The sequence below is a fragment of the Rhodococcus cerastii genome, assembly GCF_033042195.1.
Lineage (GTDB): Bacteria > Actinomycetota > Actinomycetes > Mycobacteriales > Mycobacteriaceae > Rhodococcoides.
The window spans coordinates 180,276-200,356 of sequence record NZ_JAWLKF010000007.1 but is presented as its reverse complement, the minus strand read 5'-3'; the positions used below and the strand labels follow the sequence as shown (position 1 = coordinate 200,356).

20 protein-coding genes and 1 pseudogene are annotated in these 20,081 nt (G+C 64.1%); 19 read left to right on the top strand and 2 right to left on the bottom strand.

The features are described 5' to 3' along the window. Genes R3P93_RS14945 through R3P93_RS14930 form a run of 4 tightly spaced genes read left to right on the top strand, consistent with a single transcriptional unit; the run spans window position 1 to window position 4,309 of the window. Complete coding sequence (locus R3P93_RS14945) at window positions 1-198, top strand: hypothetical protein (RefSeq protein WP_027498233.1); 198 nt, start codon at window positions 1-3, stop codon at window positions 196-198. Then, window positions 198-938 (top strand): phosphatidylserine decarboxylase, encoded by a 741-nt coding sequence (locus R3P93_RS14940; protein WP_068053209.1) that lies wholly within the window; start codon window positions 198-200, stop codon window positions 936-938. The genes R3P93_RS14945 and R3P93_RS14940 overlap by 1 nt, the downstream gene beginning before the upstream one ends. After that, a complete protein-coding gene (locus tag R3P93_RS14935; protein ID WP_317533366.1) occupies window positions 935-2,089 on the top strand; it encodes a hypothetical protein in 1,155 nt (384 codons plus the stop codon). Before R3P93_RS14940 ends, R3P93_RS14935 begins: the two co-directional genes overlap by 4 nt. After that, entirely contained in the window at window positions 2,090-4,309 is a 2,220-nt protein-coding gene (locus tag R3P93_RS14930; RefSeq protein WP_094665724.1) for an MMPL family transporter, read from the top strand. On the opposite strand, the gene R3P93_RS14925 is transcribed toward R3P93_RS14930, so the two are convergent. After that, window positions 4,291-5,007 (bottom strand): hypothetical protein, encoded by a 717-nt coding sequence (locus R3P93_RS14925; RefSeq protein ID WP_027498229.1) that lies wholly within the window; start codon window positions 5,005-5,007, stop codon window positions 4,291-4,293. The genes R3P93_RS14930 and R3P93_RS14925 overlap by 19 nt on opposite strands. Continuing rightward, window positions 5,004-5,537: an RNA polymerase sigma factor gene (locus tag R3P93_RS14920; protein ID WP_045840763.1), complete on the bottom strand. Its 534-nt coding sequence runs from the start codon at window positions 5,535-5,537 to the stop codon at window positions 5,004-5,006. Before R3P93_RS14920 ends, R3P93_RS14925 begins: the two co-directional genes overlap by 4 nt. Before the next feature lie 144 nt (window positions 5,538-5,681). On the opposite strand from R3P93_RS14920, the gene R3P93_RS14915 reads away from it, so the two are divergent. The 15 genes and pseudogenes from R3P93_RS14915 to R3P93_RS14845 all read left to right on the top strand — a co-directional run. Beyond that, entirely contained in the window at window positions 5,682-6,458 is a 777-nt protein-coding gene (locus R3P93_RS14915) for a CHRD domain-containing protein (protein ID WP_027498227.1), read from the top strand. 155 nt (window positions 6,459-6,613) lie between these two features. After that, on the top strand, window positions 6,614-7,090 hold the full coding sequence (locus R3P93_RS14910) for a class F sortase (protein ID WP_231893840.1): 477 nt from the start codon (window positions 6,614-6,616) through the stop codon (window positions 7,088-7,090). Window positions 7,091-7,418: 328 nt separating this feature from the next. Next, complete coding sequence (gene rplJ / locus R3P93_RS14905; RefSeq protein WP_008713855.1) at window positions 7,419-8,000, top strand: 50S ribosomal protein L10; 582 nt, start codon at window positions 7,419-7,421, stop codon at window positions 7,998-8,000. A gap of 90 nt (window positions 8,001-8,090) precedes the next feature. Then, on the top strand, window positions 8,091-8,477 hold the full coding sequence (gene rplL / locus R3P93_RS14900; RefSeq protein WP_008713856.1) for a 50S ribosomal protein L7/L12: 387 nt from the start codon (window positions 8,091-8,093) through the stop codon (window positions 8,475-8,477). 442 nt (window positions 8,478-8,919) lie between these two features. Further along, window positions 8,920-10,110 carry an ABC transporter ATP-binding protein gene (locus R3P93_RS14895; protein ID WP_094665774.1) on the top strand — a complete coding sequence of 397 codons (1,191 nt, stop codon included), beginning with the start codon at window positions 8,920-8,922 and terminating at the stop codon, window positions 10,108-10,110. Window positions 10,111-10,115: 5 nt separating this feature from the next. Then, window positions 10,116-10,910 (top strand): MlaE family ABC transporter permease, encoded by a 795-nt coding sequence (locus R3P93_RS14890; RefSeq protein WP_027498224.1) that lies wholly within the window; start codon window positions 10,116-10,118, stop codon window positions 10,908-10,910. 5 nt (window positions 10,911-10,915) lie between these two features. Next, window positions 10,916-11,776 (top strand): MlaE family ABC transporter permease, encoded by an 861-nt coding sequence (locus tag R3P93_RS14885; protein WP_027498223.1) that lies wholly within the window; start codon window positions 10,916-10,918, stop codon window positions 11,774-11,776. Further along, window positions 11,773-13,128 carry an MCE family protein gene (locus R3P93_RS14880; protein ID WP_008713865.1) on the top strand — a complete coding sequence of 452 codons (1,356 nt, stop codon included), beginning with the start codon at window positions 11,773-11,775 and terminating at the stop codon, window positions 13,126-13,128. The genes R3P93_RS14885 and R3P93_RS14880 overlap by 4 nt, the downstream gene beginning before the upstream one ends. After that, on the top strand, window positions 13,125-14,192 hold the full coding sequence (locus tag R3P93_RS14875; protein WP_027498222.1) for an MCE family protein: 1,068 nt from the start codon (window positions 13,125-13,127) through the stop codon (window positions 14,190-14,192). Before R3P93_RS14880 ends, R3P93_RS14875 begins: the two co-directional genes overlap by 4 nt. Further along, on the top strand, window positions 14,189-15,187 hold the full coding sequence (locus tag R3P93_RS14870) for an MCE family protein (RefSeq protein WP_008713869.1): 999 nt from the start codon (window positions 14,189-14,191) through the stop codon (window positions 15,185-15,187). Before R3P93_RS14875 ends, R3P93_RS14870 begins: the two co-directional genes overlap by 4 nt. After that, entirely contained in the window at window positions 15,187-16,470 is a 1,284-nt protein-coding gene (locus R3P93_RS14865; protein WP_027498221.1) for an MCE family protein, read from the top strand. Before R3P93_RS14870 ends, R3P93_RS14865 begins: the two co-directional genes overlap by 1 nt. Window positions 16,471-16,499: 29 nt before the next feature. Continuing rightward, window positions 16,500-17,768, top strand: a complete 1,269-nt coding sequence (locus R3P93_RS14860) for an MCE family protein (protein WP_027498220.1) — start codon at window positions 16,500-16,502, stop codon at window positions 17,766-17,768. Next, window positions 17,765-19,012: an MCE family protein gene (locus R3P93_RS14855; protein WP_068283782.1), complete on the top strand. Its 1,248-nt coding sequence runs from the start codon at window positions 17,765-17,767 to the stop codon at window positions 19,010-19,012. The genes R3P93_RS14860 and R3P93_RS14855 overlap by 4 nt, the downstream gene beginning before the upstream one ends. An 84-nt stretch (window positions 19,013-19,096) precedes the next feature. After that, the gene (locus R3P93_RS14850; RefSeq protein WP_317533365.1) at window positions 19,097-19,789 is read left to right on the top strand and encodes a hypothetical protein; all 693 of its coding nucleotides are present in this window, start codon (window positions 19,097-19,099) and stop codon (window positions 19,787-19,789) included. Between the two features lie 58 nt (window positions 19,790-19,847). Beyond that, window positions 19,848-20,081, top strand: a pseudogene (locus R3P93_RS14845) (hypothetical protein); the annotation flags it as partial.

The window sequence follows — 20,081 nt, the reverse complement described above, 5'->3', positions numbered from 1 at the left end:
GTGGCAGACGGATTCGAGCCCACCTCGGTGCGCCTACGGGACGTACCCATCGGCCGCGAGGTGACCAACGGCGTTCTCTCGCTCGGCTTCTACGTGGTGTGTGGGCTGATCGGACTGCTGCCCGGCCCGGTGCGGAACTGGGCAGCGGATGCCTTCGTGACCTGGTCGGAGAGCGTCGACGAACAGCGGCACAGCTGATGTCGTGGTGTCGGTGGGCCCTCGGCCTCGCTGCCGCGACGGCAGCTCCGTTCGCGCTGTTCGTCTACTGGCGAACCCGGTTCTTCTTTCGCGATCCGCATCGAGTACCGCCCGCCGATCCGCGAGCGGTACTGGCTCCTGCGGACGGCTTCGTCACGTACGTCAAACGAGTGGAGGCAGGCAGTACCGCGTTCGCAGTCAAGAAGGGGCGAACCATTGCCCTCGACGAGATCGCCGGCGTCGCCGAAGCCGACAGCGGGTACCTCATCGGCATCTACATGTCCGAATACTCGGTACACCGCAATCGAATTCCGATCTCGGGCATCGTCAGGATGCGCCGACACCGATCTGCGGCACCGTTCAACAAGTCGATGGCCCGGGTCGGGGCCAATCTGCTGACGCGGCGAACTCCCTACGACGTGGGCTGCGACTACCTGCTCACCAACGAACGACTCACCGTGTCGATCGAGCACGCGTGCGGAGCCGTGGTGACGGTGACGCAGATAGCCGACCTGTGGGTCAATCGCATCGTTGCGCACATCGCGGTGGGCGACACCGTCGAGCGCGGCGAGCAGTACGGAATGATCCGCTTCGGTTCTCAGTGCGACGTGTTCGTGCCCGACGCACTCGTCGACGAGATCACTGTCCGGCCAGGCAATTACGTGTTCGCCGGCGAGACGACGGTGGTGCGTTCACCGATCCTCGTCGACGGCAGACAACCGAGCGAAGAGGAACGATGATCACGATCGAAGAGGTCGACGGCAAAGCCGGTTGGCGTGAATTCGAGTCCGTCTCGGACCTGGTCTACCAGGGCGATCCGTACCGCCTACCCGACGAGTCGATGGACCTGGGCCGAATTCTCATCGCACCGCCGCCCTCGGTTGCCGCCACCCGCGTCACGAAAGCATTTCTGGCTCGCGAGAACGGGATTGCCGTCGGTCGCGTCGTGGCCATCCACGATCTGTCGTTCACCGAGTACACGGGGGAGCCGATCGGCTTCTTCGGCTTCTACGAGGCGGTCGACGATCACGACGTCGCCGAAGCGCTGCTCGACGCTGCGGCGCACTGGCTTTCGGCGCGCAGGCTCGCGACGATTTCCGGGCCCTTCGGTCCGTCGATGTTCTACAGCGCAGGCATCGTCGTCGACGAGGTCCCGGCGCTGCCCCTGGTGGGGATGCCGCACAATCCGCTCTACTACGCGGCCCACTTCGAGAAGTGGGGTCTGATGGCGGTCAAGGACTTCTACAGTTACCTTTTCGACGACCCGTGCATCATCTACAACGACCCCAAATACGCGCGGCACATGCAGATCTTCGAGAAGATCAAGGCGCGATCCGAGGTGACGTTCCGGTCGATGAAATACCGGACGTTGCGACGCGACGCGAGCATCGTGCGGGATCTCTACAACAAGACGTTCGTGAACTTCTGGGGCTTCTCGCCGCTGTCCTACACGGAACTGTTCGAGTTGCTGAAGATGATGCTTCCGGTCATCGATCGTCGGCTCACCCTGCTGGCCGAACTCGACGGCAAGCCCGTCGGCTTTCTGATGGGAATCCCGGACGTCAATCAGGCCGCCGCGAAGGCGTCGCACCTGAAGTCGCGCTGGGCACGAGACCTGGTGACGCTGTGGCACGTCAAGCGTCCGGGTCGCACGGAGGTCATCGACGGAGTGCGGGTGGACATGCTGTTCGTCGATCCGGATTGCCCCGATCGAGCCGTGTCCTCTCTGCTGATCATGGAGATGTCGGTGCGTATGCGCGATCTCGGGTTCACGCGCGTCGAAGCGGCTCCCGTGCTCGACGACAGTCCGTGGATGAAGGGCTCGGTCCTGTCCCGGACGAAACTCGCTCCGCACCGCACGTACCGCATCTTCAGCCGGGAGTTGACGTAGATGACCGACACGATCTCGCGAATCGACCCGCAGGTGAGCTGCGGAAACATCGGCGACCGGTGGGGTCGACTGGTCGCGCGGCGACGCTGGGTGGTGCTGGCGATCTGGACGCTGCTGGCGGTGGGATCCGCGATTCTGTACCCAGCGCTGCAGAACTCCCTGGTGGGGGCCAACTTCTCCGTTCCCGGAACCGAATCCAGCCGCGCCGACCAACTGGTCGAGCAGCATTTCGCGTCCTTCGGCTCGGAACAGCTCGTCGTCACGTTCACCTCGGATTCGGTGGACAGCCGGAACCCGGCCTTTCGCGCACGGGTGGCCGAGGTCGTCTCGTCACTGAGGCAGTCACCGGACGTACTGCGTGTCGTCGACCCCTACGAGAGCGCAGGATTCGTCCCGACGATCTCCGACGACGGGACCTCGGCGCTCGCATTCGTCGGCATCGGCGGAGAGGCCAGCGATCGGATCGCAGTGGCCGAACGCGTGCAGGAGATGATCGGCGGTGCGTCCGGTGATGGCGTCGAGGTGGCGGTGACGGGCTACTCGCCGATGACCGTCGATCTCACCCGCGTCGAATCCGAGGACGCCGTGCGGGCCGAGAGCATCGGTCTGCCCATCGCTTTCGTGGTGCTGGTTCTGGCGCTGGGTTCCGTGGTCGCGGGCATCGTGCCGCTGGTCACCACCGGAATCGGAGTGCTGGCGGCGTTCGGCATGTTCGCGTTGCTGTCCAACGTGATGACCTTCGATGTTCTCGTCACCACGGTGGCGGCGATGTTCGGTCTGGGTCTGGGAATCGACTACGCACTCTTCATCGTCAGTCGGTTCCGGGAGGAGATCGGGCGGGCCGGACCCGGTGAAGATTCGGACAGGACCGAGCGCGCGGTGGGGGCGGCCATGGGCACCGCCGGACACATCATCGTCATCTCCGGTCTGGTCGTGTTGATCGCACTCGGAGCCCTCGCGATCGTCGATGTCCCTGCGGTGCAGAGCATCTCGTTGGTCGTCGCGCTCACCATCGCCACCGTCGTCGTGGTCGCGTGGACCCTGCTGCCGGCACTTCTCGCGGTGCTGGGAACGCGCATCGGGGCCTGGTCGCTGCCGCGACGATTCCAACCTCCCTCGGTCGACGAGCACGACGCCGCAGTTCCCACGTGGTGGTCGCGGTGGGCGCAGCACGTCATCGAGCGCCCCTGGCGTTACACGGTCGCATCCGCCGCCGTCCTCATCGTCTGCCTGGTTCCCATCGGTTCGATCTCGTACGGGGTCGATCTCGGTGCCGAGGCGCTGAGCGCGGAACCGTCCGGACGAGCCAACACGGTCCTGACCGAGAAGTTCGCGCCCGGCACCATCTCGCCCATCACCATCGTGTTCACCGGCGAGGACGACAGTCCATTGGGACCGCAGCAGATCGCCACGGTCGACGCGTTCGCGAACTCCGTGCGCGGAGACGATCGCGTCGCCTACGCGTTGGCGCAACCCGAGGGCGGCCGGTCGTTGCTGATCGTGGTCCCGTCGGTCCCGATCGACTCGACGGAGGCCGCCGACCTCGTCGAAACCCTGCGTTCTCAGGCAGTTCTCGCCGGTGACGTGGACGGCACCAGCGTGTCCGTGGGCGGTACCACCGCGCTGGTGGTCGACGCATCCGAGGAGATCTCCGGCAAGTTCGTCTGGGTCGTCGCCGCGGTACTGGCCTTTTCTCTCTGTTACTTGGCCGTCGTGTTTCGCAGCGTGGTGATCCCGCTCAAGGCCGTCGCCATGAACCTGCTGGTCACCGGGGCAGCGCTGGGTGCCACCGTCGCCGTCTTCCAATGGGGTTGGGGTTCGAGCATTCTCGGCTTCGAGAGCCCGGGTTACATCCAGGTGTATCTACCGGTGACGGTGTTCGCCGTGGTCTTCGGTCTGTCGATGGACTACGAGGTGTTCCTCATCGGCCGTATGCGAGAAGTGTTCGTGCGGGGAGCGAGCAACGACGTCGCCGTCGTCGACGGCATCGAACACACCGCCAGGCCGATCACCGCCGCCGCCGCAATCATGATCGCCGTGTTCGCCAGCTTCCTCACCGCAGACGTGCTCGAGCTCAAACAGTTCGGCTTCGCTCTTGCCATCGCGGTGCTGTTCGACGCCGTGCTGGTGCGCATGATGCTGGTGCCGGCGATGATGAAGCTCTTCGGCGAGCGCAACTGGTGGCCCGGTACGCGGAATCGTCAGGTGGTCGGCAACTGAGCCGACGCCAGCAGCGAGCCGTCCGCGCCGCGGATCTCGATCTCGGTGACGTCGCCGCGAAGTACCGCCGCGTTCATGCGGCATTCGATGGTGACGTCGCTACCGAGAAACGTGCCGGACGGGAGTTCGGTGCCCCACCGATCGACGAGGACGACCTCGTACGGGCCTCGATCGGACACGCCGTCCATGTCGAGGAACGTCTCGGTGCCCCACGTGTGCGCAACGAGGCCGCCCTCGATGTCCACGCTCGGCATGCTCGTGGTGAAAGCGACCTGCTCGTAGGCACCCAGGGTTCCCGGAGGTCCGGTGATCGCGGCCGGTGGATCCTCGGGTTGCGGTCGAGAGGCGTCGATACCGAGCACGACGCCGCTGCCGACGACCAGCCCCGCGATCGCGGCGGCGGCCGCCAGGCCGGCCGATCTGCGCGGTCCACGTGTCCGCTGGGGTGGCCACGCAGAGCCGGGTGACGTACCCAGAACTCGGGCGCGGAGGTCGGGTGACGTCGATGCTTCGAGCCACGGTTCGGTCGGACCGCGACGACCGAGAGTCCCGGTCAGCGCGCGCAGTTCGGCGATGTCCCTGTCGACGGTGGGATCGGATGCTGCGAGCTCGCGTAGCTCGGCGGCCTCGGTGTCGTCGAGGTCGTCGCCGACGGCAGCGGCGATCAGTTCGGCTCGGCGATCGTCTCGGGCGTTCATGCTTCCTCCTGTCCGTCGAGATGGTCTCGCAGCGCCCTCAGTGCGTAGAAGGCGCGAGTGCGCAATGTTCGTACGGCAACGCCCGTCGACTCGGACAGTTCCGCATAGGTGGTTCCCGCCAGGTGCACCGCAACGACGACCTGCCGATGATCGGGAGAGAGAAGGGCGAGCGCGGCGATGATGCGCAGTCGCTCGTCCACGTCGGGACTGGTGTCACGCGAGATCGCGACCGATCGTCGGTCGAGGTCCTCGATCCTTTCCGACGCCGGCTTCGGCATTCTGCTCAGAGACCGTTGGACGTCGACGATCACATTGCGCTCGATGGCGAACAGCCAGGTACGCAGCGCTCCTCGGCTGGGCTCGAATCGGGACCGGGCCCGCCATGCGCGAAGGAACGTCTCCTGGACGCAGTCCTCGGCAAGCGCTCGGTCGCGCAGTGCGTTGACGGCGAAACCGAGCATGGCCGACGCATGCTCGTCGTACGCGGCAGCGACGTCGAAGTGCAGTTCGATCACGCTCCCGATGCTCATGACAGTGACTACGTCGACGGACCCCCGGACGTTCATATCCGAGACTGGAGTATTTCTTTACCGAATTTTGAACATCGTGGCATCGACCGTCGTACACCTCTGCACGGGCTCGCCTGCCCGATGCTCCCACGGAAGGCCCACGAGATGACCAGACGCTCGATCACCCGCCCGACCATGTCCGTCCGCGGCACCGCCACCGCAGTCGTCGGCGGCACGGCCGCTGCACTGATGCTGTTCACCGCGGCCCCGGCCGGTGCCGATACCCCCGTTGCCGAACCGGACTCGTTCACCAGCGCGTTCACCGCGATGGCAACTCCCGACCAGGTGGTGAACGGCGACGGTGTCGCCACTCCGGGCCAGCCGGGCGCGACGGGCACGTTCACGCTGCGCATCAATTCCGATCTCGACATCGTCTGCTACGACATCGCGCTCGACGGCGTCACCGGCGATTACATGAGCCCGGCCAAGACCGCCACGCACATTCACGAGGCGGCGGCGGGTGCTGCGGGACCTCCGCGTCTGGCGTTCCCGAACCCGACGCCGATCGGTGACGGCCCACGTTCGAGCACCGGCTGCATGCAGGGACCGTTCACCACCGGCCTGACGCCGGCCGGTGCCGACGCCGACAGTGGAACCGGATTCACGCTGGACCAGATCGAAGCAAATCCGGCGGGCTTCGCGGCCGACACCCACACCGTCGACTTCGTGGCCGGAGCGGTACGCGGACAGCTGACGCAGATTCCGGTCGGCTCCGTCGCCACCGGAGGTGGCGGTTCGGCTCTGGCCGCGGCGTCCGATTCGGCCTCCAGTAATGCGGTGCCCGTCGTCGGCGCGGTTGCCCTCGGCGCAGTAGTCCTGGGTGCAACGGCGATCGCGGGAGTGACGTTGGTTGCTCGCCGCAGCGGAACGGCACGCAGCTGAGATCTCGGCTCCTGGTTGCTGTTACGGCAGTGGTGGTGGTGACGGGCTGTACGTCCGCACCGCCGCCATCTGCCGCACCATCACCACCTGCCGCACCAACACCTACCTCGGTACCACCTGCCGCACCAGCGACCGAGTCCTCGACCGCTGGAGATTTGCCGGGACCGGGCCCGACGGCGGATTTCGCGGCGCAGGCACCGACCCGGCTCAGCGTCGAGGCCATCGACCTCGACGAGCCGTTGATCGGCCTCCATCTCACCGAGAACGGCGAGATGGAGGTGCCGAGCGACTACGACGACGTCGGGTGGTTCACCGGCGGCGGCAGACCGGGCGTGATCGGTAGTCCTACCGTGCTGGCCGGGCACGTGGATTCCACGACCGGTCCCGCAGTGTTCGATCGGTTGTCGGAGCTTCGACCGGGAGATGTCGTGACGGTGGGGGACGGGACGGGTGGTCGAGTCGACTACCGCATCGATCGGGTCGGCGACTACGGCAAAGTGGAGTTCCCGACGGTGCAGGTCTTCGGGGCGGTGCCCACCGACGAGATCAGGCTGATCACGTGCTCGGGCGACTTCGACGCCTCGGTGGGCAGTTACGAGCGCAACCTCGTCGTCTACGGAGTGCGGCAATAGCCCAGCGTTTTGGAGTTGACGCGGAGGATGTTGTAACCTGAACAACGGTTCGGATCACGAGTGCTCGCACTCCGGTCCAGACCGCCCAATCAAGTTCTACCCAAGACCGTTGGTCACCGCCTTCTCGAAGGATTCACTTCCGGGAGTTGCGCGGTTGAAGGTCCGAGATCGTGTCGGACGGCCCACGCAGGAGAACGAGGTAGGGAACCTGTCTGCAGTCCTCGCGACTGCCTGCTCGTTCACGCCCCGTGTGCTTCTTGCGCCGGGGCGTTCGTCGTTTTCCGGCCCTCTCGCGATCGACACAACTTCCCACGAGAGGAGGCGAAGTATGGCAAAGCCCGAAAAGGTCTCAGCAGTATCGGAGATCACCGAACAGTTCAAGGGTTCGACGGCTGCCGTCGTCACGGAATACCGTGGCCTGTCGGTGTCCGGTCTGACTCAGCTCCGGCGTGCGCTCGGCGAAGGTGCCACGTACTCCGTCGCCAAGAACACCCTGGTCAAGCGCGCAGCGGCCGAGGCAGGTATTACCGGCCTCGACGAGTTGTTCGTCGGACCGACCGCCATTGCATTCATCAAGGGCGAGCCGGTCGACGCAGCGAAGGCCATCAAGGCCTTCGCGAAGGACAACAAGGCCTTGATCGTCAAGGGCGGCTACATGGACGGCGCAACGCTGTCCGTGGAAGAGATCAACAAGATCGCAGACCTCGAGTCGCGCGAAATCCTGTTGGCCAAGCTCGCCGGCGCCATGAAGGGCAACTTGTCGAAGGCTGCAGGCCTGTTCAACGCTCCCGCATCGCAGTTCGCGCGTCTGGCGTTCGCGTTGCAGGAGAAGAAGGCTGCCGGCGCACCCGCCGCAGCCGAGGCACCTGCAGAAACAGAAGCACCGGCGGAAGCTCCCGCCGAAAGCTGATCCGCTGGTATTGGCGTACAGCTCAGCTCCACACCATCAACACCATGCCGCGGATCAGCGGTTAGGTACTTACAGGAAGGACCCGCCACCATGGCGAAGCTCAGCACCGAAGAATTGCTCGACCAGTTCAAGGAGCTCACTCTCCTCGAGCTCAGCGAGTTCGTGAAGGCATTCGAGGAGACCTTCGAGGTCACCGCAGCTGCCCCCGTCGCCGTTGCTGCTGCAGGCGGCGGCGCAGCCCCCGCCGAGGCTGCTGAAGAGCAGGACGAGTTCGACGTCGTCCTCGAGTCGGCCGGCGACAAGAAGATCCAGGTCATCAAGGTCGTCCGTGAGGTCGTTTCCGGCCTGGGCCTGAAGGAAGCCAAGGATCTCGTCGAGAGCGCTCCGAAGGCAATTCTGGAGAAGGTTGCCAAGGACGCAGCCGACGCCGCCAAGGAGAAGCTGGAAGCTGCCGGCGCGAAGATCTCCGTCAAGTAGGACCGCTTCGTTGCAGTCGTGCTTCGTGCTCTGAACGCACGAGCGCAAGAAGGGCCGTTCCCACCTCGGTGGGACGGCCCTTCTTCTGTTCTCGGACACCGCACGGGGTGCACCGTTGTGATCGATCACGGACTCCTGCAAATCGCGTGACACCGGCCTTGTGCCCCTGTTTACTCGGTTTCGCCGAAGTCCAAAGCATTCCGAAGGGTTTCGGCGGTCATTGTTTGTGGCGTGTCACAGCTTTGTGACGCAGGGACTTGTCACAGTTCTGGCGAGTCGCCGACCGTGTCGCGTGAGATGAGCCACACTGATGCAAGCTCTACAGCCTGACTCGGGGAAGTTCTTACTGGGCGGTAAGCTCCCGTGTCGGTGCGGACACGTGCATGGGATACAGTGACACAACCCACATCCGGGTCGATGTGTACGAATTGTGGAGGTCAGCGTGGGAGTCGAGGTTTCGGTCGAGGGATTGACCAAGTCTTTCGGGGTACAGAAGATCTGGCAGGACGTGACGTTGACCCTGCCGAAGGGTGAGGTCAGTGCGCTCCTCGGTCCTTCCGGTACCGGCAAGTCGGTCTTCCTGAAGTCCTTGATCGGCCTCCTGCGTCCCGAACAGGGCAAGATATTCATCGACGGAACCGACATCCTGCAGTGCTCCTCCCGTGAGCTCTACGAGATCAGGAAGCTCTTCGGGGTGCTGTTCCAGGACGGCGCACTGTTCGGCTCGATGAACCTCTACGACAATGTCGCGTTCCCGCTCCGCGAGCACACGAAGAAGTCCGAGTCCGACATCCGCAAGATCGTCATGGAGAAGTTGGAACTGACGGGTCTGCTCGGTGCCGAGGACAAGCTGCCCGGCGAGATCTCCGGCGGTATGCGTAAGCGCGCCGGTCTCGCCCGCGCTCTGGTTCTCGATCCCGAGATCATCCTGGTCGACGAGCCGGACTCCGGCCTCGATCCCGTTCGCACTACGTACATCTCGCAGACCCTGATCGACATCAACGCCGAGATCGACGCCACGATCCTGATCGTGTCGCACAACATCAACCTCGCTCGGACGGTGCCCGACAACATCGGCATGCTCTTCCGTCGCCAGCTGGTCATGTTCGGCCCCCGCGAGGTGCTCCTGACGAGCGACGAGCCGGTAGTCAAGCAGTTCCTCAACGGAACGATGATCGGTCCGATCGGCATGTCGGAGGAGAAGGACGAGGCGCAGATGGCGCAGGAGCAGGCCATGGTCGACGCCGGCCACCACGCCGGCGGCGTCGACGACGTCGAAGGCATCGTGCCGCAGATGAAGGCCACTCCCGGAACTCCGGTGCGCGAAGCCGTCGGGCGTAGGCAGGAGCGCGTCCGCCAGATCATGCACACCCTGCCGCACAATGCCCAGGTTGCGATCCAGGAAAGCCTCGACACCACCGACCCGGGTCAGCGTTACCCCGCGTATGCAGACCAGCAGCAGGGTTACGACCAGCAGGGTTACGACCAGCAGGGATACGACCACCAGGGTTACGACCACCAGGGTTACGACCACCAGGGTTACGACCAGCAGAGTTACGACCAGCAGAGTTACAGCGGGCAAGGTCATGATCAGCAGGGCTACCAAGCTCCAACACAAGGTCGGGGTCAATAGCAGACATGGGGGGATCGAAGAAGTCCACGTTCGCTCCGGCGAGCGCCGCTCTGACACAAGCCGGCAATATCGTCGAACTGTTCGTCGAGGTGGTTCGCAACACCTTCCGTAGGCCGTTCCAGTTCCGCGAGTTCATCGAGCAGGCCTGGTTCATCGCCAGCGTCACGATTCTGCCGACGGCGCTCGTCGCCATTCCGTTCGGCGCGGTCGTGGCGCTGCAGACCGGATCGCTCATCAAGCAGCTCGGTGCCGAGTCGTTCACGGGTGCGGCCAGCGTGCTCGCGGTCATCCAGCAGGGCAGTCCGATCGTGACCGCACTGCTGGTGGCCGGCGCTGCCGGTTCTGCTGTGACTGCAGACCTCGGCTCGCGCACCATCCGCGAGGAGATCGACGCCATGCGAGTGCTGGGTATCGACCCGGTACATCGTCTCGTCGTTCCCCGAGTGCTCGCGATGATCCTCGTCGCACTTTTGCTCAACGGCCTGGTCTCGGTCGTCGGCATCGCCGGCGGTTACTTCTTCAACGTGATCCTTCAGGGCGGCACCCCCGGTGCATATCTGGCGTCGTTCTCGTTTTTGGCCCAGCTGCCGGATCTGTATGTCGCCGAGGCGAAAGCAGCAATCTTCGGACTCATCGCGGGCATCATCGCCTCCTACAAGGGCCTCAATCCCAACCCCGGACCCAAGGGCGTCGGCGAGGCAGTGAACCAGACGGTTGTCATCACGTTCCTGCTGCTCTTCTTCGCCAACCTCATCCTGACCCTGGTCTATCTCCAGGTCGTCCCAGCGAAGGGAGCGTAACCGCGATGACGATCGCAAGAGGTCGCGGTGACCGCACGCTGATGCGCGTCAAGCGCGTCGGCAACGCCCCGCTCAACGTGCTCGACCGCGCAGGCGAGCAAATGTCGTTCTACCTGCGGGCCATCGGGTGGATTCCCAAGACCGCAGTGCATTACAAGAAGGAGGTGCTCCGCCTGCTGGCGGAGGTCACCTTCGGCAGCGGTGCGCTCGCCGTCATCGGTGGGACCATCGGCGTGATCGTGATGATGTCCGGCTTCACCGGCATCGTCGTCGGTCTACAGGGCTATGCAGCCCTCGAACAGCTCGGTAGCTCCGTGCTCACCGGATTCCTGTCCGCGTACGTCAACACCCGTGAGATCGCGCCGATTGTCGCAGGACTGGCACTCTCGGCCACCGTCGGCTGTGGTTTCACCGCCCAGCTCGGTGCCATGCGAATCTCCGAGGAGATCGACGCGCTCGAGGTGATGGCCGTACCCAGCGTGCCGTTCCTCGTGACCACCCGCATGATCGCAGGCTTCGTGGCCGTCATCCCGCTGTACATCGTCGGGCTGTTGGCGTCGTACGTCGCATCCCGAGGGATCAGCACCATTTTCAACGGGCAGTCCACGGGGTCCTACGACCACTACTTCAACCTCTTCCTACCTCCGGAAGACGTGTTGTATTCGTTCTTGAAGGTGCTGATATTCGCCTTCGTCCTGATCATGATCCACTGCTATTACGGCTACCACGCCTCTGGCGGACCTGCCGGTGTCGGCGTCGCAGTGGGCCGTGCCGTTCGTACCGCGATCGTCACGATCGCCGTACTGGACTTCTTCTTGAGCCTCGCCATCTGGGGCACGACCACCACAGTGAGGGTTGCGGGATGATCGACTCGCCGTCGCGACTGAAGCGAGTACTCCTCGGTTTGGCGTTCTTCCTGGTGCTCATCCTGTTCCTGGGGTGGAGCATCACGTCCTACAACAAGACGTTCAAAGATGTGGTGAAAGTCAGCCTCGAAACCGACTCGGTCGGCAACGCGCTGCCGATGAACGCGGATGTCAAGGTGCGCGGAATGATCGTCGGCGAGGTGCGCTCGGCGTCCACCGTCGACGGCGTCGTGACCTCGCAGCTCGCCATCGATCCGGACAAGGCACCGCTGATTCCGTCGAACGTGACGGCACGGTTGCTTCCCAAGACACTGTTCGGTGAGCGCTACGTCTCGTTGATCGTGCCCGAGAACGATGCGGCGTCGCCGATCTCCGAGGGCACGGTCCTCAAACAGGACACCAGCGGAAACGCCATCGAGGTCGGGCAGTTGCTCGACGGCTTGCTTCCACTGCTGCAGGCGATTCCGCCACAGGATCTGGCGAACACCCTCGGGTCGTTGGCGCAGGGCCTCAGCGGGCGCGGTGAGCAACTGGGCCAGACCATCGACAACCTGACGAACATCGTGTCGGGTCTGAACACGGAGTTGCCGAACATCCAGCAGACGTTGGTCGGGCTGGCCGACTTCTCGCAGACCTACGCAGACGCGGCACCGGACTTGGTCTCGGCGCTGGACAACTTGCGGACGACGGGCAACACCGTGGTCGAGCGGCAGTCCAGCCTCGACACGCTGTACGGCTCCCTGACCTCGGCGTCGTACACCACTGCGGACTTTCTACAGACCAACTCCGAGAACCTGATCGGATTGGCCGCGAACTCTCGGGAAGCGCTCGAGCTGCTGGCCGAGTTCTCCCCGACGTTCGGCTGCACGTTCACTTATTTCGCCGAAGGTGCCAGGCGCGGAAAAGTCGTACTCGGTGAGGGCGACGAGTACCCCGGCATCAACGTCTCCGCACCGTTCGTCAACCCGAAGGGTCGTTACTTGCCGAACCAGGACGAGCCGCGCTTGTTCGACGATCGCGGAGCCACCTGTTTCGAGCCCGCGGCGCCGGGGGAGTTCTTCCCGCAGTATCCGGGAGGCTCGATCAACGACGGTTCCTACCAGGTGCCGACCCGGAACCCGGGCCCGCAGGTGATCGAAGGACAGGGACCACCGAAGTCTGCCCAGAGTTCCATCGTTCCCGCCGTCTCCGCATCCGCGCAGCCGGCGAGCTACGAGGGCTCCGACTTCGAGCGCGACACTCTGGCCGTGATCTACGGACAGGCGAGTGGTGTTGCACCGGACAGTATTCCGTCGTGGGCGGCCGCTATCGGCGCACCGGCACTGAGAGGAGTGGAGGTGACCGTGCCATGAGAGGCCTTCTCGCGCCGATCATCAAGTTGGTCGTGTTCGCCGTGATTACGATCATTGCTACGGCCACCCTTGCCTTCACCATCGCCAATTCCAGCGGCGGCGGCGGCACCAAGTTCTCGGCTGTGTTCACGGACGTCACGTCTCTCAACGAGGGCGACGAGATTCGTATCGCGGGCGTTCGTGTCGGCCAGGTCGACAAGATCGAGATCGCCAACGAGCGCGAAGCCAAGGTGGACTTCACTCTGAGCAGTCGTGATTGGCTCCCGGCCAGTTCGACGGCGACCATCCGATTCCGGAACCTGGTGGGCCAGCGCTACATCGCCATCGAGCAGGGTTCGGGAGATCAGGGTCGGAAGATCACCGACGGTGCCACCATTCCGTTGGAGCGGACCAAGCCTGCGGTGAACCTGACCACGCTCTTCGACGGCTTCCGCCCGCTGTTCACCACGCTCAGCTCCGATGACGTCAACAAGCTGTCGTACCAGATCATTCAGGTGTTCCAGGGGGAGTCGGGCACCATCAACGAACTGGTCACCAATACGGCGACCCTGACCAACACCGTCGCCGACAAGGATCAGGTCATCGGGCAGGTCATCACCAATCTGAACAACGTGTTGGAGACGGTGAACCAGAACGACGGGCAGCTCGACAGCCTGATCGTCAACACGCAGCAGCTCGTCTCGGGCCTGTCGGCCGACCGTGGTGTCGTCGGCTCCGCCGTGACGTCGCTCGCCGGCCTGACCAACGCGACCGCCGACCTGCTCGAGCCGACCAGGCCGTCGATCCAGGGTTCGGTGACTGCGTTGAACACGTTGGCCGAGACAGTCAACCGACGAAGCGACGACGTGGACACGGTCCTCGGAATTCTGCCCGTCAAACTCGAGAAGCTCATTCGCACGGCCCAGCAGGGATCCTGGTTCACCTTCTATCTGTGCGGTATCGACATCGTCGCCGGACCGGGTAGTTCGCCGAATCTGAATCTGCCGACCGGGCTGCCGACCGTCAACCAGCCGCTGTACACGAACTCCGCAGCGCGTTGCAAAGCTGGGGGGATCAAGCAATGAAATCTCGTCGTAGTCCGGCCACCATCGGTGCGCTAGGTATCGCAATCATCCTGCTCGCCACGATGTCGGTCTTCTTTCTCGACCGGCTCCCGATCATCGGTGCGGGTTCGGTGTACACCGCCGAGTTCAGCGAGGCAGCAGGGCTCAAGCCGCCCAACGAGGTCCGTATCGCGGGCGTGAAGGTCGGCAAGGTCACCGATGTGCGTCTCGACGGCGACCGGGTGCTCGTGGACTTCACGGTCAAGGACGCCTGGGTCGGCAACGAGTCGCGAGCGGCCATCGCCATCAAGACTGTGCTGGGGCAGAAATATCTGGCGCTCGACCCGAGCGGTCCGGAGACGTTGAGCCCCAAGGACCCGATTCCGCTCGAGCGCACCACGTCCCCGTACGACGTGATCGACGCGTTCTCCGCTGCGGCCTCGACCATCAGCGACATCGACACCGATCAGCTGGCGACGAGCATGCGGACCCTGTCCGAGGCGTTCTCCGAGACGCCTGCGAACATCCGTGCCTCGCTCGACGGTGTGACTCGGTTATCGCAGACCGTGGCCAGCCGTGACGAGGAACTGAAGAAGCTGTTCGAGGCCACCGGCGAGACCTCGAAGGTGCTGGCCGACCGCAACGAGCAGTTCAACCAACTGATCACCGACGCGGGCCCGCTTCTCGAAGAGCTCAACAATCGGCAGCAGGCCATCTCGCAGCTGCTCACCGGCACTCAGCGAGTGTCGCAAGAGCTGACCGGCCTGGTTCGCGACAACGAGGCCACCATCAACCCGATGTTGCAGCAGCTCAACGGCACCATCGAGATCCTGCAGCGCAACAACGACAACCTCGACCGTGCGCTGAAGCTGTACGAACCGTTCATTCGGCTGTACACGAATCTGACCGGCAACGGCCGGTGGATAGACATCACGCTGGCAAACCTCACACCGCCCGGAGTTCCGTTGATACCTGGTTACCGCCAGCCCTCGCTCGATACGTTGGCGGGGAACTGATGACAGACACGCAGACAGCACCGAGAAGCAAGAACAAGCTCGCGCTGATCGCCGTCGTCGTGACCGTGGCGCTCGTCCTCGCGGTCGCCGGCTGGTGGCTGTTCACCAGGGCCGGAACGACCAAGATCACCGCCTACTTCGACAAGTCGATCGGCATCTATTCCGGCTCGGAGGTGCGCGTGCTTGGCGTCAAGGTCGGTACGGTCGACTCCGTGACGCCGCAAGGCGAAGACGTGGAGGTCGTCCTCCGCGTCGACCGTGGGGTCGACATTCCTGTGGACGCAAAGGCGGTGCAGGTCACCCCGTCGCTCGTCGCCGACCGCTACGTCCAGGTTTCACCCGCCTACACCGGCGGCGACACCATGGCCGACGGCGCGACGATCGGTCGCGATCGAACCGCAACACCCGTCGAGGTCGACGAGCTGTACAAGTCCATCGACGACCTGTCCACCGCCCTCGGTCCGGACGGCGCGAACAAGGACGGCGCTCTCACAGATCTGGTCAACACCGGTGCAGCCAACCTCGACGGCAACGGTGAAGCGTTGGGCAACAGCATCACCCAGCTCTCGGCCGCCGGTCGAACGTTGAGTGACTCGCGCACCGACGTGTTCGACACGATCAAGAACCTGCAGACGTTCGTCAGCGCCTTGGCCGTCAACGATCAGCAGGTACGCAACTTCAACACCCAGTTGGCCGACCTGACCGGTTTCCTGTCGGGGCAGCGAGAGGACCTCGGAGCTGCACTCCAACAGCTGTCGGTCTCGCTCGGCGACGTGGCGACGTTCGTCGCGGACAACCGGACCCAACTGACCGATGCCGCGAACGGTCTCACGGTTCCGACGCAGACACTCGCCGACAACCGCGAGCAGCTGGTGCAAACGCTCACGTTGCTGCCGCTGGCCATCAGCAACCTGGTAAACGCCTACGACGCCGAGTCGGGAACGCTCGCCACGCGCGCCAATCTCCAGAACGAGACCCAGGATCCGCTCGGCACCCTGTGTCAGCTCATCGATCTCGGAAAGCTGGTTCCCGGTGATCCGCGCTTCGAAGCACTCGGTGCGCAGATTCAGCCGATCATCGATCAGTGCTCCAACATCACCACGATGATCCAGGCCCCGATCAAAGACCAGAACCGGATCGTGCTGCCGTTCGGCGTTCTCACCAACGACATCGAGCAGAACGTGTCCGTGCCGGGCACCGTGCCTGGCGTCGTCTCGCCCAGGCTCGGAAACAGCTCGATGCCCGGACTGGAGCAGTCGTACATCGGAGGTGGGGGACAGTGAGAGCCTCTGTGAATCGGAATCGAGCTCGAGTGAAGCGTTCTTTGGTGGTCGGAGCCGGTGCGTGCGTGGTGGCGCTGTCGGCCGGAGCATGCTCGTCGGCCGGCATCTACGCGATACCGCTGCCCGGCGGTGCCGACGTCGGTGAGAACCCGTTGAACCTGACGGTGCAGTTCGACGACGTACTGGACCTCGTCCCGCAGTCGACCGTGAAGGTCGACGGCGTCTCGGTCGGCCGCGTCGACTCGATAACGGTCCCGAACGACGGCTGGACCGCCGACGTCAACGTCATCTTGAATTCCGACGTCGACCTTCCGGCCAACGCGATCGCATCGGTGCAACAGACCAACCTGTTGGGCGAGAAGTTCGTGCAGCTCTCGGCACCTCCTGGCGACGAGGAAGCAGCGCGTCTGCAGGACGGGGCCACGATCCCGCTCGATCGCACCCGCCATGCCACCGATATCGAACAGGTACTCGGTGCGCTCTCGCTGCTGCTCAACGGCGGCGGTGTCGGGCAGCTCTCGCCGATCGTCAAGGAACTGAGCACGGCGTTCGACGGTCGCGAAGGCAGAACCAAAGAGCTTCTGCAGCAAGCGAACACCCTCATCGACGGCCTCAACCAGCAGCGTGACGACATCACCCGCGCCATCGACGGGCTGGACACTCTCAGCGGCCGCGTCAACACGCAGACCGACAAGATCGACGCAGTGCTGAAGGATTTGCCGATCGCCACCGAGGTTCTCGAGCAGCAGCGCCCGCAGCTGACCGAGATGCTCGGAGCGCTCGACCGTCTCGGAGCCGTCGGCACCGACGTGATCGACCGTTCCAAGGACGATCTCATCGCGGACCTGCGGGCACTACGCCCCACGCTCCAGGCCCTGGCCGATTCGGCGGACGACGTGGTGAGCTCGCTCGCGGTGATCCCCACCCTGCCGTTCGCGGACGGCACCGAGAAAATCATCGAGGGCAACTCGGCGAACCTGTTCCTTTCGCTCGACCTGTCGATCGGAACTGCGTTGCGCAACTTCGGCGTCGGGGAGGGCGATCCGGTCTACATCCAGCCCAAGTACGGCAACACGCTGCCCGTCGTCGACCCGTCGAATCCGTACTACAACGGCAACGGACCGCGCCCGGGTTGGCCGACGATCTCGCTGCTGCCGTTGCCGCCGATCATCCCGTCACCGGTTCCCGGCCCTGGTGCACCTGCGAACGAGCAGGCAGCGGCGGCCGCCGCGCCCGCACCGGCCGATCCGTTCGCACCGTTGAACGATCTGCTCGAGCGATTCGGAGTTGGACAGTGAGATCGAGACTGGTTCGCATTCAATTGGTCCTCTTCGTCGTGGTCGCCGTACTGGGGTCGGTCTATGTCGGTGCCAAGTACGTGCGACTTGACAACATGCTCGGCTTCGGGCAGTACCAGGTCGATCTGAACCTCGCCGATTCCGGTGGCATCTTCTCCAACGCCGAGGTCACCTACCGAGGTGTCCCGGTGGGAACCGTCGGAGATCTGGAACTGACCGAGGACGGCATCCGAGTCGCGCTCATGCTCGACAACGGTGGCCCCGACATCCCTGCCGACACCAAGGCCGTCGTGGCCAACCGATCGGCAATCGGTGAGCAGTACGTCGACCTGCAGCCCGAGACCGATCAGGGCCCGTTCCTGGTCGAAGGGTCACAGATTGCGCAGGCCGACACCACCACGCCGGTGCCGGTGGAAGAGGTTCTCGCCAACACGAACACGCTGGTTCGGTCGGTACCGCTGGAGACGTTGACGCGAGTCGTCAACGAGCTCGGCGTCGCATTCGACGGTAAGGGCAACGATCTCGCTTCTCTCGTCGATTCGCTCGGGAACATCTCCGAGGCTGGAAACGAGGCCCTGCCGCAGACGCTCGCGTTGGTTCGCGATGCGGTGCCGGTGCTGAACACGCAGTCCGAGCAGTCGGACCTGATTCGACAGTTCAGTACCAGCCTGGACGAGGTGACGGCTCAGCTGAAGTCGAGCGATCCGGACATCCGTCGCCTGATCGATACCGGTACTGCGGCGGGCGACCAGCTCGGTGGCCTCATCACCGATGCGGGTCCTGCTCTGACGACCGATATCAACAACCTGGCCCTGGTTGCTGCTCAGGCCGAACCTCGGTACGTTGCGCTTCGTCCGTTCCTGACGTTCCTGCCTGCACTCGGTGCCGGTATCTCGACGATCGTCCCGGACGACGGCACGATCCATCAGGGTCTGTTGCTCGAAACCAACAACCCGCCGCCGTGCACCGTCGGCTACGAGGGCAGCCAGGCGATCCTGGACGAGGAGAAGCGGAAGAATCCGAACTTCGACGAGACGCGGGAGAACTACCCGCTGAACCTCGATGCGAACTGCGCTACGCCGCAGGGCAGCGTCACCGGTGTTCGTAGCGCGAACCGAATCGTGTTCGCCGATCCGGACGTGCCGCAGCCGTGGGACCTCAAGCCCAAGGTCGATCCCGAGAAGCTGAACCTCAACCCCATTGCCACCCAGTTGGCACCGCTGATCGGCGTCACGCCGAAGTAGTGAAATCGGTGGAACTGCTGCTCAGCACTATCGTCGGGCCGAGAGTGGTTCGGCCGGATATTACCGAGTAGTAGGGTGGAAAGTGTGAACTCGAGCACCGAAGCCCTGGAGTCCTCAGCGACTCCAGGGCGTAACAAGACCGCGAAAATCCTCTTTGCCGTCGTCACGGTGATCGCCGTGGCGGCCCTCGCAGCGGCCGTGTTCTTCGGATACGGCTGGGGCAATGCGTTGCTGAGTCAGAAGCCCACCGCGGACACCCGCGACTCTGCTCTCACCGGCGCTCAGCAAGCGGCCGTCAACCTCAACACTGTCGACGCGGCCAACATCGACCAGTCGTTCGACAACATGAAGTCGTCCATCACCGGCGACCTGATGCTCAACGACCTCGAGCAGACGCGGTCGGGTATCACCGACCAGGTTCGTCAGTCCGGTGCCAAGAGCGACGCCGAGGTGCTGCACGGAACGTTGACCGAGCTGAGCACGGACGAGAACACCGCCACCGCTCTCGTGGTCATCGCGACGACCACTACCTGGCCCGACCGCATCGAGCGCAGCAAGCTGACGATGAGCCTGGCCATGGAAGAGATCGACGGGGTGTGGAAGACCAACAAGGTCGACCCGATCGGTTCGCGGATCTCGCTCGACAACCCCAGCACCAACCCCGTCATCCCGAACGAACCGGGCGGCCCCGCCGATCCGAATGCCGCCGATCCGAATGCGGCCGACCCCAGTGCGGAAGCGACGCCGGCTCCTCAGCCCGACGCCGGCGGCAACTGAGAGATCCGGCATTGGTGTTTTCCGTCTGTACCGAAGTGAGTTTCGAAGGAGTTCTGTAGTGCCTCCCCAGCGTCGCAAGATTGTTCCACCCACCACCACCAGCAAAGTTCGCCGGAAGGTGGCCGGCACCGGGAAGCCGACTGCAGCCGACACCGACACGGCGTCGACCGACGCCGAGGGATCGGCGGCCGCCGAGTCGCAGGCCGTTACGACGCCGACCGAGCCGGTTCTCGACAAGCCCGCAACCGACAAGCCTGTGACCGAGAAGCCGTCACTCGCGAAGTCTTCGGTC

Coding starts and splice junctions, on each gene's coding strand:
- rplJ (WP_008713855.1), top strand. CDS start 7,419: ATGGCAAAGCCCGAAAAGGTCTCAGCAGTATCGGAGATCACCGAACAG.
- R3P93_RS14935 (WP_317533366.1), top strand. CDS start 935: ATGATCACGATCGAAGAGGTCGACGGCAAAGCCGGTTGGCGTGAATTC.
- R3P93_RS14930 (WP_094665724.1), top strand. CDS start 2,090: ATGACCGACACGATCTCGCGAATCGACCCGCAGGTGAGCTGCGGAAAC.
- R3P93_RS14940 (WP_068053209.1), top strand. CDS start 198: ATGTCGTGGTGTCGGTGGGCCCTCGGCCTCGCTGCCGCGACGGCAGCT.
- rplL (WP_008713856.1), top strand. CDS start 8,091: ATGGCGAAGCTCAGCACCGAAGAATTGCTCGACCAGTTCAAGGAGCTC.
- R3P93_RS14890 (WP_027498224.1), top strand. CDS start 10,116: ATGGGGGGATCGAAGAAGTCCACGTTCGCTCCGGCGAGCGCCGCTCTG.
- R3P93_RS14875 (WP_027498222.1), top strand. CDS start 13,125: ATGAGAGGCCTTCTCGCGCCGATCATCAAGTTGGTCGTGTTCGCCGTG.
- R3P93_RS14915 (WP_027498227.1), top strand. CDS start 5,682: ATGACCAGACGCTCGATCACCCGCCCGACCATGTCCGTCCGCGGCACC.
- R3P93_RS14870 (WP_008713869.1), top strand. CDS start 14,189: ATGAAATCTCGTCGTAGTCCGGCCACCATCGGTGCGCTAGGTATCGCA.
- R3P93_RS14865 (WP_027498221.1), top strand. CDS start 15,187: ATGACAGACACGCAGACAGCACCGAGAAGCAAGAACAAGCTCGCGCTG.
- R3P93_RS14885 (WP_027498223.1), top strand. CDS start 10,916: ATGACGATCGCAAGAGGTCGCGGTGACCGCACGCTGATGCGCGTCAAG.
- R3P93_RS14880 (WP_008713865.1), top strand. CDS start 11,773: ATGATCGACTCGCCGTCGCGACTGAAGCGAGTACTCCTCGGTTTGGCG.
- R3P93_RS14920 (WP_045840763.1), bottom strand. CDS start 5,537: ATGAGCATCGGGAGCGTGATCGAACTGCACTTCGACGTCGCTGCCGCG.
- R3P93_RS14925 (WP_027498229.1), bottom strand. CDS start 5,007: ATGAACGCCCGAGACGATCGCCGAGCCGAACTGATCGCCGCTGCCGTC.